Origin of the sequence: Eubacterium sulci ATCC 35585 (assembly GCA_001189495.1) — a bacterium.
GTDB lineage: Bacteria > Bacillota > Clostridia > Peptostreptococcales > Anaerovoracaceae > Eubacterium_B > Eubacterium_B sulci.
On sequence record CP012068.1, the window covers coordinates 1,144,637 to 1,161,555 of the forward strand.

General features: G+C 41.7%; 9 protein-coding genes, 3 tRNA genes and 3 rRNA genes. All 15 read right to left on the reverse strand.

What is annotated here, in order from left to right; translation table 11 throughout:
* Positions 1–6 precede the first annotated feature (6 nt).
* The 15 genes from ADJ67_05260 to ADJ67_05330 all read right to left on the reverse strand — a co-directional run bounded on the left by ADJ67_05260 (position 7) and on the right by ADJ67_05330 (position 16,888).
* Positions 7–831: a hypothetical protein gene (locus ADJ67_05260; protein AKT47109.1), complete on the reverse strand. Its 825-nt coding sequence runs from the start codon at positions 829–831 to the stop codon at positions 7–9.
* 95 nt (positions 832–926) lie between these two features.
* Positions 927–4,154, reverse strand: a complete 3,228-nt coding sequence (locus ADJ67_05265; protein ID AKT47110.1) for a hypothetical protein — start codon at positions 4,152–4,154, stop codon at positions 927–929.
* A 239-nt stretch (positions 4,155–4,393) separates the two neighbouring features.
* A complete protein-coding gene (locus ADJ67_05270) occupies positions 4,394–5,227 on the reverse strand; it encodes a hypothetical protein (protein ID AKT47111.1) in 834 nt (277 codons plus the stop codon).
* A 124-nt stretch (positions 5,228–5,351) separates the two neighbouring features.
* Complete coding sequence (locus ADJ67_05275; GenBank protein AKT47112.1) at positions 5,352–6,761, reverse strand: ACGS family amino acid carrier protein; 1,410 nt, start codon at positions 6,759–6,761, stop codon at positions 5,352–5,354.
* A gap of 204 nt (positions 6,762–6,965) precedes the next feature.
* Positions 6,966–7,048: transfer RNA gene (locus tag ADJ67_05280), tRNA-Leu, on the reverse strand.
* Positions 7,049–7,054: 6 nt separating this feature from the next.
* Positions 7,055–7,129, reverse strand: a tRNA-Glu gene (locus ADJ67_05285).
* Positions 7,130–7,168: 39 nt separating this feature from the next.
* Positions 7,169–7,285, reverse strand: a 5S ribosomal RNA gene (locus ADJ67_05290).
* A 53-nt stretch (positions 7,286–7,338) separates the two neighbouring features.
* Positions 7,339–10,227: ribosomal RNA gene (locus ADJ67_05295) — 23S ribosomal RNA — on the reverse strand.
* 220 nt (positions 10,228–10,447) lie between these two features.
* Positions 10,448–10,524: transfer RNA gene (locus ADJ67_05300), tRNA-Ile, on the reverse strand.
* 43 nt (positions 10,525–10,567) lie between these two features.
* Positions 10,568–12,086, reverse strand: a 16S ribosomal RNA gene (locus ADJ67_05305).
* Together the 16S, 23S and 5S rRNA genes with 3 tRNA genes alongside form the textbook arrangement of a ribosomal RNA operon.
* A 459-nt stretch (positions 12,087–12,545) precedes the next feature.
* Positions 12,546–12,788, reverse strand: a complete 243-nt coding sequence (locus tag ADJ67_05310; protein AKT47113.1) for an RNA-binding protein S4 — start codon at positions 12,786–12,788, stop codon at positions 12,546–12,548.
* A gap of 66 nt (positions 12,789–12,854) precedes the next feature.
* Positions 12,855–13,133, reverse strand: a complete 279-nt coding sequence (locus ADJ67_05315) for a DNA-binding protein (protein ID AKT47114.1) — start codon at positions 13,131–13,133, stop codon at positions 12,855–12,857.
* A 78-nt stretch (positions 13,134–13,211) separates the two neighbouring features.
* On the reverse strand, positions 13,212–13,943 hold the full coding sequence (locus ADJ67_05320; protein AKT47687.1) for a hypothetical protein: 732 nt from the start codon (positions 13,941–13,943) through the stop codon (positions 13,212–13,214).
* 36 nt (positions 13,944–13,979) lie between these two features.
* Positions 13,980–15,578: a hypothetical protein gene (locus tag ADJ67_05325; GenBank protein AKT47115.1), complete on the reverse strand. Its 1,599-nt coding sequence runs from the start codon at positions 15,576–15,578 to the stop codon at positions 13,980–13,982.
* A 17-nt stretch (positions 15,579–15,595) separates the two neighbouring features.
* A complete protein-coding gene (locus ADJ67_05330) occupies positions 15,596–16,888 on the reverse strand; it encodes a hypothetical protein (protein ID AKT47688.1) in 1,293 nt (430 codons plus the stop codon).
* Between the last annotated feature and the right edge of the window lie 31 nt (positions 16,889–16,919).

The following is a 16,919-nucleotide window of genomic DNA, read 5'->3' on the forward strand; positions in this document are numbered from 1 at the left end:
ACTCCACTATTTCTTTATGAATTTCTTATATCCAAATGTACCTGCTGCTGCAAGGATAATCACAACTACAAGGGCACCATAAACAACATATCTCTTGTTTTGAGTACTTTGAGTTTTGTTTGAGACCTTTGCCTTTGAACCCTTCTTATCTTTAGAATCAGATGCTTTTGCGTTCTTGCTATTCTTCTTTGTACTATCTTTTTTCTTATCTTCAGCCTTCTTAGCCTCTTCAGTTTTCTTGTCATCAGTTTTCTTGGCTTCCTCAGCCTTCGCGCTTTCGCTTCCCTGAGATGACTGTGCCTGCACAGATGTATCTATTGTACTAACAAAATCTCCCTGCCCAGGTGTAAGACCAGCAGATGTCATAAAGAAAATAACCTCTCTTCCCATAGGCGCTACATATAAAGCGCATTTCACAGGTGCTCCTGCATATGGAACCTTGATTCTATAGTCTGCAGAATTTCCGACTGTGTTTGTATTTACAGCGCTTACTCCATAAAATCCACCACCTGCAGATGTACTAAAGCTTATGCTAGACATAGCACTAGCATTGTTTATTCTATATGTCGCATATACATTGCCTGAAGCATCAATCTCTACAAGCCCAACACCGCTGACAGTACTCTGAGCCATTCCCTGTCCTAATGCTTCCTTTTCCTCACCACCAGAGTCCTCAATTGCGCCTGTAAGCGGATTTCTATACTGCGGGCTAACGCTTGTCGTATAGGTCCCAGCACTCTCTGCAAAGCTAAATGAAAGGCTTAAGGCCATCACCATAAACACCGATACGAGGCATATCCAAGTTCGTCTTAAATTCTTAGATTTTAACATCTTTCCTCCAAACATATTTAATTCTTAATAACAAACAGCAGGTCATTGCCTTTGCAACGATCCTGCCGTCTGTTAAACATAGCTATTTCGAAAAATTATTTCTCAAATTTCCTCTTAAGCATCAAAGCTATGAAAGCACTTCCGAAAAGTCCTGCTAAAGCAATTGGCATCTCCGTGTTTGTATCGCCTGTATTTGGACGCTGAGCTGCTGTACCAAATCCATTTGCGATTGTAAATCTAGCAACTGCTGTTCCATTTGTTGAAACGATTTCTACATTATGAGATCCAGTTGAAAGTCTATTTAGTGCTGTTGGAGGTAATGTAACCTTTGTACTTCCTGAAACAACCTGGTAATCCTTATCCTTTACAAGTTCCTTACCATCAACTAGTACCTTTACAAATGTGCTTATATCAGCATCTGATACGATTACTAGTCCATGCTGGCTTCCTCTAACCCATGTCTGGTTTAGTCCTGATTTGATGCTAGGACCTGCCTGTGCACTACCATTGTCAGATGGATTTGAAGGATTTACAGGATTTGCTGGATTCTCAGGGTTCTGCTTGTTTCCATTTTCATTATCTTTTGGCTGTGCTTCAACCTTGTTATCTGAAAGAACAAGCTTTCCATCAATCCAAGCATTCATTACATCTATGTAAATCTTTACTGGGATTTCCTTCTCGTTTAGGCTATCTCTTGTGAATGTGAAAGCTGAAACATATTCGCCCTCACCCTTAGTTGCACTAATTTCTTTGCCATCGACACTAATTTTCTTAAGTTCTGCGGTGATTCCCATCATTCCAGTCTTCTTAAATGAAATTGTGTATGTTGCCTTGCCATTCTCTTCAACAAGTTTAACATCAGGATTGAAAGCTTCTGTCATGAGCTTCATATCTGATCCGTTTGGCTTTAAGAACTTGCTACCCTTAACTGTATAGTGCTTCTTTGCGTTTTGATTTCCTGTATTAGGATTATCTTTGCCTGGATCTGGCTTCTCTGTGCCAGGATTATCCTTGCCTGGATCTGGTTTTTCTGTACCAGGATTATCCTTGCCTGGATCTGGTTTTTCTGTACCAGGATTATCCTTGCCTGGATTTGGTTTCTCTGTACCAGGATTATCCTTGCCTGGATCTGGCTTCTCCTCGTCCTTGACTTCAGTCTTCTCGTCTACGAAAACTATTTTCATGTCATAGAATCTACCCATCATACTTGAGTAAACCTTTACAGGAATCTTGTCTTCATTTACAGTATCTCTTGTAAACTCAAATACTGAAATATATGGTTCCTTGCCTTCAGTTGCAGTATAGGTCTTACCATCAACTGACAGCTTATTGATTTTCTCTGTCATTCCCATCATACCGCCTTCCTTGAAGGAAACAGTATATGTAGCTTTGCCATCTTTTTCAACAAAGTTTACTACAGGATTGAATGCATTTGAGAATACCATTGAAGTTCCACCGTTTGGATATAGAAGATCTGCTAATCTAGTGTACTTCCTTGCAACTGAGCTATCTGCGTTATCATTCTTGCCAGGGTTTGGCTTTTCTGTTCCAGGATTCTCTTTACCAGGATCTGGTTTTTCCGTTTCAGGTGCCTTAGCCTCTGTCTTACCAGGCTTTAGAACAATATTCATGTCATATGAAGTTTTCATCATATTTGAGTAAACTGTTACAGGTATTTTTTCTTCATCTACAGCATCTCTTGTAAATTTGAAAACTGATACATATGGATCCTTGCCCTCTTTTGCTGTGTAAACCTTGCCGTCTACTGTAAGCTTCTGAAGCTTTTCGGTAACTCCCATCATGCCACTTTCCTTAAAGGAAACTGTATATGTTGTCTTACCATCCTTTTCAGCAATCTTAACTTCAGGATTGAACGCTTTTGTAAATACCATTGAAGATGTTCCATTTGGATATAGAAGTGAACCTTCTCTTGTATAGTGCTTTGCAGCAGGATCATCCTTTTCATCTTCTGCCGGCTGTAATGATAAAGCAGCAAATTTTGCTCTTAGAGCCTTTATTCTAGCACCGTATCCAGCATCATTTAGCTTAGTTTTTGATTCTGGGCTTAGGCTTTCAAAATCCTTCTCTAATTTATCTAGTGCACTACCTGAATTTTTATCAAGCTTTTCCTCAAGTTTTATTACATCTGTCTTAATCTGCTCAATGAGGTTGTTTTCATCAGCTTTCTTAAGCGCCTCTCTAATTGCACCCTTTGCTGCATCACTTGTGTATGTTGCATTTGATATAGCATCTACATTCTGATAGTTTGAAGTTGTTTTACCTATGTAGTTGTAGAGGCCTCCATTTGGAATAAATGTATCCTCCCAGTAAAACATGTTTCTTGCTGCGAGATTCTCATTAGCTTTAATGTTTTTTACGGTTCCATTGTCTTCTATCTTTACAATCTTATCACCGCTTAGATATACTGTTAGGCTAACATCATATCCGTAGTTATCAATAGGATATGATCCTGAAAGTTTCTTATGGTTGTTCTTATATACAAGATCAAAGATTTCATCTTCAGCCTTAACTAGCTTCTGGTATACTGCAGCAGTTACAGTCTTCTTTCCCTTTCGATCAAGTGCATTATACATCTGTCTTGCACTTTCAACTGCATCCTTCTTGTCTGCAGTAATTGTTCCAAGGTTTTCAATTGCATCCTTAGTTCTCTCACCAGCATCCTTGCTATTTTCTTCCTCTACAACCTGGTCAGATGTTTTTAGCTTTGTAATCTTGTTTTGGAAATTCAAGAAATGTCTTCTTGCATTTGATGCAAGCTCCTCTGAGTTAATCTTTTCTTTGACTTCTTTGATAAGTTTCTCAGCTTCATCTCTATCCTTTGCAATATATCTGCTAGCTGGGCCGTACTCATCAACCTCTGCAAGAAGTTCATTCTTCTCTTCATCAACCTCAAAAGCATACATTATAGTGTCTCTCACACTCTTTGTACTTGTAGTCGCCTGTGAAATTGCATTTACGTCAACATCATTAAGAGTATCCTTTGTCTTTCCCTTGAAAAGATCAAACCCCTTACCGTTTACAAACTTCTGCCAATACTCTTTGCTCTCAGGCGCAAATCTATCGATGTTTGAAGCAGTATCTATATCTTCAACAGATATTATAGTGCCATTTTGATCGATTTTGACCCTGATGTGAGTATTATAATCTCGGTAGGTTCCGTCATCCTCTACCACGGCTTTAGTTCCATATATTGTCTTTGTATTAGTGTCTCCATTTGCAAACGCAAAACCAGGAAACATAGATAATACAGTTGTAAATGATAATGAAACTGCTAAAACCTTTGCAATTTTGCTTTTCTTCATATAAGCTCCTCCTCATTTATTTGTAGCTAACTTGCATTAGTTTAGACTAACATTATAGATTAAAATAAAGAGCTAAAACGCTCCTTTCCCCTTACAATTTAATTCTATCTCTCTAATTTAACAAAATAAAGTCTTATTTTGTTGCACGCTTGCTACAAAATATACTTGAGCAATCCATCAAAGTATGCTTTTCCCAACAAATAAATATGTTGCAATACTGCTACAAAAATTTGATAAAACTATACTATAAGTGTAAAAATCGCTGGACTCTCAGGCATATGCATGCATCCCACACTGCAACCAAGTCTTACTGGAAGACTTCCGTGAAGTATTCTGTCCCTGCTCTCACCCATAGATATAAAGTCCATTGCTTCAATAGGAAAAGTAACTATATTGCCTTGTCTTTCAGCTTCAACAAAGCTAGTTCCATCAAAATACCTAAACACACTCACCTTACCGTTCATTTTCTTGCCAGTGAGCCTTGATTTTCTACTGATATTCTTAGCCTTTAAACTTATAAGTCCCTCACCATTTTCAACAGTGAGTGTACAAGGATGGTGAAAACCCTCATTAGCCATAGATATATTCGTGTTATTCTTCACCGAGTTTTTATACATCACAAATTGAAGCTCAAATGTACCATCTCCAAGTTTATGACAAAGCTTTTTCCCAGTAAAATTAGAGTAAGAATCAGTTACCTGCTTAATCCTCATCTTATCTTCAATCTCTTTAATTACAGAAAGCGTCTCATTTGTGCAATACATAGACAATAAAAAAGCATCCTGCTTTGCTGCAACAGGATTCACGCCTTCCCCCAGCAGATGATTTGCTACGACATCAATCTTCTCTGCATATTCATATGCAAGCTTTTGTCCTCTCTCCGTCAAAACTGGACACCTATTATCACTTCTATCTAAAAGTCCACTACTTTCAAGTGATTTCATAGCCCTGCTTACTGCATATTTTTCTTCAGATAATGATTTAGCTAAGCCTGTAACATTACAATTAGACTTAGACATTTTAATAAAACACGTTAAAATGCGCATCTTAAGTATTTCTATATTGTTATGCATTTTACCTCCACTTATGTTAGTTTTAACTAACATCATATCGTAAGTATAGCACTATAACAAATATTTATCAAATAAAAATCCCCCTATAAGGGGGATTTTTACAACGAGAGTAATATATCTGAACCTACATCTTATCCTTGTCGTATTTAGGGTATCTGTTGAAATAATCCTTTACGAGCTTTACAAATGTACCGCTTAGTAGGAATACACCAATCAAGTTAGGAATTAGCATGAGTCCGTTGAATGTATCAGCAACGCCCCATATTAGACCTAAATCAAGTGTCGCACCTAGAATAGCTACTAGCGCATACACTACTGTGAAAGGCTTTAGAACATGGCTTCCAAATAGATATTCTATACATCTTGAACCATATAGTCCCCAGCCAAGTACAGTTGAGAATGCAAAGCATACAAGAGCTACTGCTGTGAAAATTGATACCCAACCACCGTATGTGTTAATAAATCCAGCGATTGTTAGATCAGCACCTGCGTTCTGTCCAAAGTTAATACTCTCAACTCCACAAAGAATAACAAGAGCAGTAAGTGTGCAGATAACAATAGTGTCAATGAATACTTCGAAAACACCATATAGACCCTGTCTTACAGGTTCATCAGTATCAGCTGATGCGTGTGAAATTGACCCTGTACCAAGACCAGCTTCATTTGAGAATATACCTCTTGAAACACCCTTCTTCATGCAGAGGAACATTGATCCTACTACACCACCTGTTGCAGCTGATGGGCTGAAAGCTCCTTCAAATATCATCTGGAATACGTGTGGAATAGTCTTAATGTTGATAAGAACAACGCCTAATCCTAGTATAATATAGATACCTGCCATAAAAGGAACTAGTTTCTCTGTTACCGCACCAATTCTCTTGATACCACCAAGTAAGATTATCAAAATAAGAATTGTAATTATAATTCCTATAATTAGATTAACAGTCTTAATTGATCCTATTGAGACAACATTGAAGTTTAGAAGTGCTGTGTCAATTGCTGTAGTTATTGTATTAACCTGTGTAGCATTACCTGTACCAAATACAGTTAGAACACCTAGACAGGCATATGCATAGCTTAGCCAGAGCCATTTCTTTGATAGACCATTCTTAATATAATACATTGGTCCACCAACCCAGTCGCCATGCGCATTTCTTTCTCTGAAGTTAACTGCCAAAGTTACTTCGGCAAATTTAGTACACATTCCTAAAATAGCTGCAATCCACATCCAAAATACTGCACCAGGTCCACCGATTGCAATAGCACCAGCAACACCGGCGATATTACCTGTTCCTACAGTAGCTGCAAGAGCAGTGGTTAGAGACTGGAATGGAGTTGTTGCGCCTTCTGCGGATTCTGATTTTGTAAATAACTTTCCAAGGGCAATCTTGAGCGCATATCCTAGTTTTCTAAACTGAATAAGCTGTGTTCTGAAAGAAAGGAATATACCTACGCCTAGTACACAAATAATAGCTGGAACACCCCAGACAATGTTATTGACGAAAGTATTAAGTGCATCAATTCTGTCAATCATACTGTACCTCCATAACTAAAAACGTAAATAATTGCAATTTTAACTTAAGCAAATTTTCTAACACTTCTAAGGTGATTATACTATTTAAATCCCATATATTCAATAACAATATTCAAGATATTTTGTATACATTAAAAATTTAACAAATTTCAGATAATAACATTAGTAACAGTAATAAAAAAAGGCTACATACGTAGCCTTTAGTGGTGCGCGATAAGGGACTTGAACCCCTACGGTCTCCCGCTAGAACCTAAATCTAGTGCGTCTGCCAATTCCGCCAATCGCGCATATAATGGTGACTCCAACGAGAATCGAACTCGTGTTACCGCCGTGAAAGGGCGGTGTCTTGACCGCTTGACCATGGAGCCATAAAGACAGGCAGACTGCATTAACAGTCTGCCACAGTCAACCGGCAATGTCCTATCTTCCCGGGCAGTCGCCCACCAGGTATTGTCGGCGCTGAAGAGCTTAACTACTGTGTTCGAGATGGGAACAGGTGTGACCTCTTCGCTATAATCACCGGATTAAACCTTACTAAATAACGCTTCTCACTAGCATTTCTTTTCCTTTGAAACCACTGGTCAAGTGCTCGACCTATTAGTATCAGTCAGCTTAATACATTACTGCACTTACACCTCTGACCTATCACGTGGTAGTCTTCCACGGGTCTTACCTTAAAGGAGGAAATCTATTCTTGTGGGGGGCTTCGCACTTAGATGCTTTCAGCGCTTATCCCGTCCATACGTGGCTACCCAGCTATGCCCTTGGCAGAACAACTGGTGCACCAGAGGTATGTCCATCCCGGTCCTCTCGTACTAAGGACAGCTCCACTCAAATTTCCAACGCCCACAGCGGATAGGGACCGAACTGTCTCACGACGTTCTGAACCCAGCTCGCGTACCTCTTTAATGGGCGAACAGCCCAACCCTTGGGACCTACTCCAGCCCCAGGATGAGACGAGCCGACATCGAGGTGCCAAACACCCCCGTCGATGTGAACTCTTGGGGGGTATCAGCCTGTTATCCCCGGGGTAGCTTTTATCCGTTGAGCGATGGCCCTTCCACTCGGAACCACCGGATCACTAAGCCCGACTTTCGTCCCTGCCCGACTTGTATGTCTCGCAGTCAAGCTCCCTTCTGCCTTTGCACTCTACGCGCGATTTCCGACCGCGCTGAGGGAACCTTTGGGCGCCTCCGTTACTCTTTAGGAGGCGACCGCCCCAGTCAAACTGCCCACCTGACACTGTCTCAGCACCGGTTCACGGTACATGGTTAGAATTCCAGCGTTACAAGGGTGGTATCCCAACGATGACTCCGCAAATACTGGCGTACTTGCTTCATAGTCTCCCACCTATCCTGTACATGCAACGCCGAAACTCAATATCAAGCTACAGTAAAGCTCCACGGGGTCTTTCCGTCCTGCTGCGGGTAACCGGCATCTTTACCGGTACTACAATTTCACCGAGTCTATTGTTGAGACAGTGCCCAGATCATTACGCCTTTCGTGCGGGTCGGAACTTACCCGACAAGGAATTTCGCTACCTTAGGACCGTTATAGTTACGGCCGCCGTTTACTGGGGCTTAAGTTCAGTGCTTCTCTTGCGATGACACGTCCCCTTAACCTTCCAGCACCGGGCAGGCGTCAGCCCCTATACTTCAGCTTTCGCTTTTGCAGAGACCTGTGTTTTTGGTAAACAGTTGCCTGGGCCTTTTCACTGCGGCCTGCCGAAGCAGGCACCCCTTCTCCCGAAGTTACGGGGTTATTTTGCCGAGTTCCTTAACAATAGTTCTCTCGCTCACCTTAGGATTCTCTCCTCATCTACCTGTGTCGGTTTGCGGTACGGGCACCTTAGGTCTAATTAGCGGCTTTTCTTGACAGTGTGAAATCAGCTGCTTCCGGTCTATTGACCACCCCATCACGCCTCAGAATATATATGAACGGATTTGCCTATTCATACTCCCTTGACGCTTGGACACGCTCTACCAACGGCGTGCTCAGCTTATCCTCCTGTGTCCCCACATCATTCAAACAACCTTCGGTGGTACAGGAATTTCTACCTGTTGTCCATCGCCTATGGCTTTCGCCCTCGGCTTAGGCCCCGACTAACCCTGAGTGGACGAACCTTCCTCAGGAAACCTTAGATTTTCGGTGGGCAGGATTCTCACCTGCCTCGCGCTACTCATGCCAACATTCTCTCTCGTATAAAGTCCACAATACCTTACAGTACTGCTTCAACCCGTATACGACGCTCCTCTACCATACATTAAGTATCCGTAGCTTCGGTAATAGGTTTTAGCCCCGTTTATCTTCGGCGCAGGGTCACTCGACTAGTGAGCTATTACGCACTCTTTGAATGAATGGCTGCTTCTAAGCCAACATCCTAGCTGTCTGTGCAACCCCACATCCTTTTCCACTTAACCTATATTTTGGGACCTTAGCTGACGGTCTGGGCTGTTTCCCTTTCGACTATGAAACTTATCTCACATAGTCTGACTCCCGTAGATGATACTCTGGTATTCGGAGTTTGATAGTTTTCGGTAACCGGTGAAGGCCCCTAGAACATTCAGTGCTCTACCCCCAGGTATCTTACTACGAGGCTAGCCCTAAAGCTATTTCGAGGAGAACCAGCTATATCCGAGTTCGATTGGAATTTCACCCCTATCCACACCTCATCCTAACCTTTTTCAACAGATATAAGTTCGGTCCTCCATAACCTATTACAGTTACTTCAACCTGGACATGGATAGATCACCCGGTTTCGGGTCTACAGCATGCAACTTTCGCCCTTTCAGACTCGATTTCTCTACGGCTCCAGTGCTCCAGCACCTTAACCTCGCTGCATACCATAACTCGTTGGCCCGTTCTACAAAAAGTACGAGGTCACTTGCGCTCCCTCTGCTTGTAAGCATAAGGTTTCAGGTTCTATTTCACTCCCCTCCCGGGGTCCTTTTCACCTTTCCCTCACGGTACTATTCACTATCGGTCACTGGGTAGTATTTAGGCTTGGGGGGTGGGCCCCCCGGCTTCAAACCGAATTCCACGTGTTCGGTCCTACTCTGGTGTCACATAGGTGATACTCATTTTTCGCATACGGGGATATTACCCTCTATGTCGCAAACTTTCCAGTTGTCTTCTGCTAAACTTGTATCTACCACGGCTGTGATCCACAACCCCGTTAGTAAACTAACGGTTTGGCCTCTTTCCCTTTCGCTCGCCGCTACTTAGGAAATCGATTTTTCTTTCTCTTCCTCCGGGTACTTAGATGTTTCAGTTCCCCGGGTTGCCTTTATTCGTACTATAGATTCATACGAAAATACCTACACATTACTATAGGTGGGTTCCCCCATTCGGAAATCTACGGATTGACGGATATGTGCTCCTCCCCGTAGCTTATCGCAGCTTGTCACGTCCTTCGTCGGCTCCCAGTGCCAAGGCATCCGCCTTATGCTCTTATTCACTTGACCATCAAGTGTGTAGCTTTTACCATTATTAATTAACTTCAGTAAATTGCTCTTTTCTGGTTTCTCGGTTGAAATCGTTTACCCTTGCTATTCGTTAGACTCTCTTTCGATTATCTTAGAAACTTACGTTTCTAGCAAAAATTTCTCGATTTCGTTTCGTTGTGATTTGTTGTTTACAAATCTTTTCGTTTTTTGTGATACACGTTATTTAGTTTTCAAGGTTCATGGTGGGCTTGGGAGGACTCGAACCTCCGACCTCACGCTTATCAGGCGTGCGCTCTAACCACCTGAGCTACAAGCCCATGATACCAGAGAAAATTCTCATAGCATGAAATGGTCTATCCTTAGAAAGGAGGTGATCCAGCCGCACCTTCCGATACGGCTACCTTGTTACGACTTCACCCCAGTCATTGGTTTTGCCTTAGGCGATAGATTAACTAACCGACTTCGGGCACCCCCAACTTCCATGGTGTGACGGGCGGTGTGTACAAGACCCGGGAACGCATTCACCACGGCATTCTGATCCGCGATTACTAGCAACTCCAACTTCGTGTAGGCGAGTTGCAGCCTACAGTCCGAACTGGGACCGGCTTTTGGGATTCGCTCCCCCTCACGGGTTCGCTGCCTGTTGTACCGGCCATTGTAGCACGTGTGTAGCCCAGAACATAAGGGGCATGATGATTTGACGTCATCCCCACCTTCCTCCGAGTTTTCCCCGGCAGTCCCACTAGAGTGCCCAACTAAATGATGGCAACTAATGGCAAGGGTTGCGCTCGTTGCGGGACTTAACCCAACATCTCACGACACGAGCTGACGACAACCATGCACCACCTGTCTCTCTTGTCCGAAGAAGGATCCGATTAAGGATCTGTCAAGAGGATGTCAAGTCCTGGTAAGGTTCTTCGCGTTGCTTCGAATTAAACCACATGCTCCGCTGCTTGTGCGGGTCCCCGTCAATTCCTTTGAGTTTTACACTTGCGTGCGTACTCCCCAGGCGGAGCACTTAATGCGTTAACTGCGGCACCGAAGTCTTGCGACCCCGACACCTAGTGCTCATCGTTTACGGCGTGGACTACCAGGGTATCTAATCCTGTTTGCTCCCCACGCTTTCGTGCCTCAGTGTCAGTAACAGTCCAGAAAGTCGCCTTCGCCACTGGTGTTCCTCCTAATATCTACGCATTTCACCGCTACACTAGGAATTCCACTTTCCCCTCCTGCACTCAAGCACCCCAGTTCGCAAGGCGAACAATGGTTGAGCCATTGCCTTAAACCCTGCGCTTAAGGTGCCACCTACGCACTCTTTACGCCCAATAATTCCGGATAACGCTCGCCCCCTACGTATTACCGCGGCTGCTGGCACGTAGTTAGCCGGGGCTTCCTCCAAGGGTAATGTCATTTGTTTCTTCCCCTAGGACAGAAGTTTACAACCCGAAGGCCTTCATCCTTCACGCGGCGTTGCTGCATCAGGCTTGCGCCCATTGTGCAATATTCCCCACTGCTGCCTCCCGTAGGAGTTTGGACCGTGTCTCAGTTCCAATGTGGCCGATCACCCTCTCAGGTCGGCTACTGATCGTTGCCTTGGTAAGCCGTTACCCTACCAACTAGCTAATCAGACGCAGGCCCATCCTATACCGATAAATCTTTGACAAGTGATACATGTGTATCTCTTGCGTTATGGGGTATTAATCACCTTTTCGGGTGGCTATCCCCCTGTACAGGGCAGGTTGCCTACGCGTTACTCACCCGTCCGCCGCTTTCCATAAAGAAAATCTACCGAAGCTTCATTCCTTTATTTCTCGCTCGACTTGCATGTGTTAGGCACGCCGCCAGCGTTCATCCTGAGCCAGGATCAAACTCTCAATTAGTTTGTATATTAAGCTTTCGCTTGAATATCTATCCTATTTCTCTAAGAACGCTATTGCGTTTGCAATATTCTATTCAGAATCATTGTTTTGTTTGAGAAATTGTCGTTGTATCTTTCGATACATGCAATCATTTAAGATTGCAGAACCATAATTAGTTCTTACCATGTTACATGGTCAAATTTTATTTGACTATTTCTATGCTATGAGGTTTTCTAGGTTCTTGCTGTCGCATTTGACAGCTTAATCATATTACCATTTTTACTAGGCTATGTCAAGAAGTTTTTCATTCTTTTTTTAACTTTTCTAAATGGTTTTTCTCTGCCGCTCTTCGCGACAGCTTGATTATATTACCACAGCTTTAAATACCTTGTCAATCGCTTTTTTTGAGTTTTTTTCATACTAATATATAAATATATTTTTAACAAAGATAAAATGCGATTGCTTTGATTATCTTAAGCTTAGTTTATTGCGTGATACATATTTATTGCGTCATCTTTCTTTGCTGAGTCTAAAAGCGCGTCTACTATTACACTTATACTATTATTGCCGAATTCAATATCTATTCTATCTCCTACCGCAACTTCTGAACCGGCCTTCGCCACCTTGCCATTTATCATGACTCTTTGACTGTCGCACGCTTCCTTAGCAACCGAACGCCTTTTTATTATACGCGAGTTCTTTAGAAACTTATCTATCCTCATTATATCTCCCTTGTGATGTATGAAAAAAGCAGCTCACTTATGCGAGCTGCCCTTCATTCATAAATCTTATTTGTTTACAGCATCCTTAAGAGCCTTACCTGCCTTGAATACAGGCGCCTTTGAAGCAGCAATCTTGATTGTCTCTTCTGGCTTTCTTGGGTTTCTGCCCTCTCTAGCTTTTCTGTTTCTTGTCTCAAATGTACCAAATCCGATTAGCTGTACTTTCTCACCCTTTGCTAGAGCTTCCTGTACGCTCTGTAGAAGTGCATTGATAGCAACTTCTGCATCCTTCTTAGTGAAATTTGTTTTTGCTGCTACTGCAGCTACTAGTTCTGCCTTATTCATCGTATATCCTCCTTCAATACCAAGCACGACTTATAATAATCTCTTTTAGATAGCTGATGTTTTTAGAAATACAGACTCTTATTCCGCATCCTTAACACTTGCCATCTGTTCTTGCAATTCAAACCTATTGATAAACTTCTTAGTTGCATAATTCAGCGATTCTTCTGAATTAACTCCTGCAATCCTCGAAGCATTCACTATCGATAGTAGCAAATCGCCTATCCTATCGGATAACTCACTCTGCCCTACTTCTGGACCAGCATTACGAATCTTGTCTATCGTATCAGCTGCATCCTTTAGTGAAGTATCAAAATCTGATTGTTCGACATTTGCATCAGCTGCTCGCTTGAGAACCTTGTCGGATCTTAGCAAAGCTGGAAGTGCCTTTGGAACATCTTTCAACCGTTGGGTATGCGTTGTATTTCCGTGCTCTTTACTTTTTACATTCTCCCATTTCTCAACGACTTTGTCAACTGTTTTCGCCGTTTCTTCTGAAAAAATGTGTGGATGTCGCCTTATCATCTTCTCACATTCATCATTTATTACATCCTTTAGATCAAAATATGACTCTTCGCGAGCTAAATCAGCGTGAAATACTACTTGAAGAAGTACATCACCAAGCTCCTCTCTCAGATTTATAAAGTCATTATTATCTATTGCCTCTATTGATTCATAGGCTTCTTCAATCATGCATCGTTTAAGACTCTCGTGAGTTTGCACTTTATCCCATGGGCATTCTTTCCTCAAAATACGAACTATATTAGTAAGTCTTTCAATAGCATTCGCTTCGTTTTCGGCACTATGAAACAATGGTTCATATACTGATGATTTATCCCCGCTCATAACCTACTCCCATCTGATGAACTTACGAATTAATCTGTTAAGCTTTGATCCCATAGGTAATGTTTCTAGTTCATCTGGAGTAACAACCTTTAAGAATATAATAAGCACACCGTAGATTAAAACGCCTATCATTATTGCTACTAACGTTGAGATGCTATTTCCTACTACCATTCTCATGAGCTTGTACATTAGGAATACTCCTATGCCCATAACTGCCGAAGCTATGAATGGCTTTACATATGTCTGAACATGGTCAATTTTTGTTCCGCTATAACGCTTTACAGCCATATTGTTTAATGTGAACGAAATTACATATGCAACTATAGTTGATATTGCTGCTCCATTTATATTTAGCACATTTATGCCTACTAATATATATGTAAGGATTATTTTTACAACCATTCCTATCGCGATATGCTTTACGGGAACAATCTGCTTTCCTATAGCCTGAAGAACTCCAGTAGATGTCTGGCTTAATGCAAGTCCAACTATTCCTACAGCCATTATCATCATTGTTACTTTTGCTTCATCTACCTCCGCAGGCTTAGCAGGATAGAGAAGGAGTAGCACTGGCTTTGCAAGAACAAAGATACCAACTGCACACGGGAATGCTAATAGCATTGTGAGTCTATATCCGAGTGATATATGCTTATGAACTTCTTCTTTATCTTCAAGAGTAAAATATCTTGCAATGGCTGGAACTAAACTTATGGCTACAGCCTGTGTGAATATCTGCGGGAAACCTATAAGTGTACTGCAGTAACTGCTAATAAGTCCGTAAAGATGCTTTGATTCATCAAAACCGAAACCTGTTGCCTGAAGCCTTCTCATGATAACTCCAGTATCAACCATGTTCATGATTGGCATGATTTCAGAACCTATTATAATAGGTATAGCTATAACTACTATGCTTTTAACTATTGCTCTAGTCTCTTCTACAGATTGGTCATATCTTTGGATTTTATACTGAATTACTGGTTTATTAATAAGATATATCAAAGCAACTAGAAGTAGTCCAGCTAATGATCCTATGCTTGCTCCAAACGCTGCTCCAGCAGATGCTTTTACAAGTCCCTTAGGTAGTAGAATATATGCTAACAATAGTCCGCTTATAATTCTCACAAGCTGCTCTGTTATTTCTGATATTGCCGTAGGATTCATGTTTTGTCGACCTTGGAAATATCCTCTAAGAGCAGAGAGTAGCGGAACAAATAGAAGTGCCGGTGCTATAGCTCTAACAGCAGGTGCAGCATCCGCATTTCCCAAAAGTGTTGTTAGTGGTTTTGCTCCAAGGAAGCATATTAAAAACAGTCCTGCTCCTAGCAAAAACATCATTATCATCGAAATGTGAAATACCTTATGTGCATTTCTGTACTGCTTTACCGCAATGTTTTCGGAAACAAGCCTTGATATTGCTACTGGAAGACCTGCCGTCGCAAGAACTACTAGTGCTCCGTAAATTGTGTACGCATAACCATAATATGCCATGCCATCTGCTCCGAGCCAGTTTGTCAGTGGAATTCGGAAGAAGGCACCTAGAACCTTAACTATTACACCTGCAACACCTATTATCGCAGCGCCCTTTATTACTTTACTATTCATATGAGTACTCCAATTTGTTACAGCTGTGACATTATTTTTGCCACATTCTTTTCTACTTCAAAAGCGGTCTTCTCTATATCTATAGTATTGAACTCGCCATTTTCATATACCACCTTGCCATCTACCATGGTCATAGCTATATCGCTATCTGTTGCTGAAAATACAAGGTTGTTTAGTATGTTATGCCTTGGGAACATATTAGGACTATCCGTTCTTATCATAACTAGATCTGCACGGTTTCCTTCCTTTATGCAGCCGCAATCTTGCCTTCCCTGCGCAATTGCTCCATTAAGACTTGCCATCTTAAGTGCCTGAGATGGTGATATAACTGTAGGATCACTCTGTTTAACCTTTGCAAGAATCGTCATGGTCTTAATTTCTTCTAACATATTGAGGTTATTATTGCTTGCCGAACTGTCTGTTCCAATCGCTACATTTATTCCATGGTTTAGAATGCTCGTTACGTCACATATTCCACTTGCAAGTTTTAGATTACTTACTGGGTTTGTCGCTACAGTAACTCCTTTTTCTTTCAATATATCAAAATCTTCGCCTTCTATCCAAACGCAGTGTGCAGCGGTTGCTCTTACGTCAAAGAGTCCGCAGTCTGCGAGATATCTTACCGGAGTGCGTCCTTCATGTCTTAGTTTACATTCTTCGTGCTCACTCTTTGTCTCTGACACGTGTACATGCATATTAAGGCCTGCTTGCTTTGCAATTTCTGCAAGTTTTGTTGCCGTTTCTTCATTTGATGTATATTCAGCGTGAAGACTGTGGTCTATTCTTATTCTACCATCTGCAAGCATGTGATATTTTGATGCTACTTCCACAGCTTCCCTTACGGATTCGAGGCTATCAAAAGGTGCTCCTGCTGGATTTGTTATTGATCTAGAAATATTTGCCTTTGCTCCACTTTCCAGGGCTGCTCTGACCATGTCATCTACAAAGTAGTACATATCGCTAGTCGAAACTATTCCATATTTGAATGACTCTGCCATAGTAAGCAGAGTTCCGTAATACACAGCATCTGAGTTTAGTTTATCCTCAAAAGGAAAGATTCTTTTGAAGAGCCAGTCCTGAAGACTCATATTCTCTCCATATCCTCTCATGAGTGACATGGGCGAATGAGCATGAGCATTTACAAAACCAGGAATCAAAACACGATTTTTTCCATCAATAACTCTATCAGCTTCTTTTTGCTCAATCGGCTCACTTGAGATTTCCTTTATAAGCTTTCCTTCTACTCTTACAGATACATTTTGTTTGAGCTGAAAATTCTCATCTAAAATATCTATATTCTTAAATACTATCATTTCCTCTATATTCCTTGTTACTAAATGA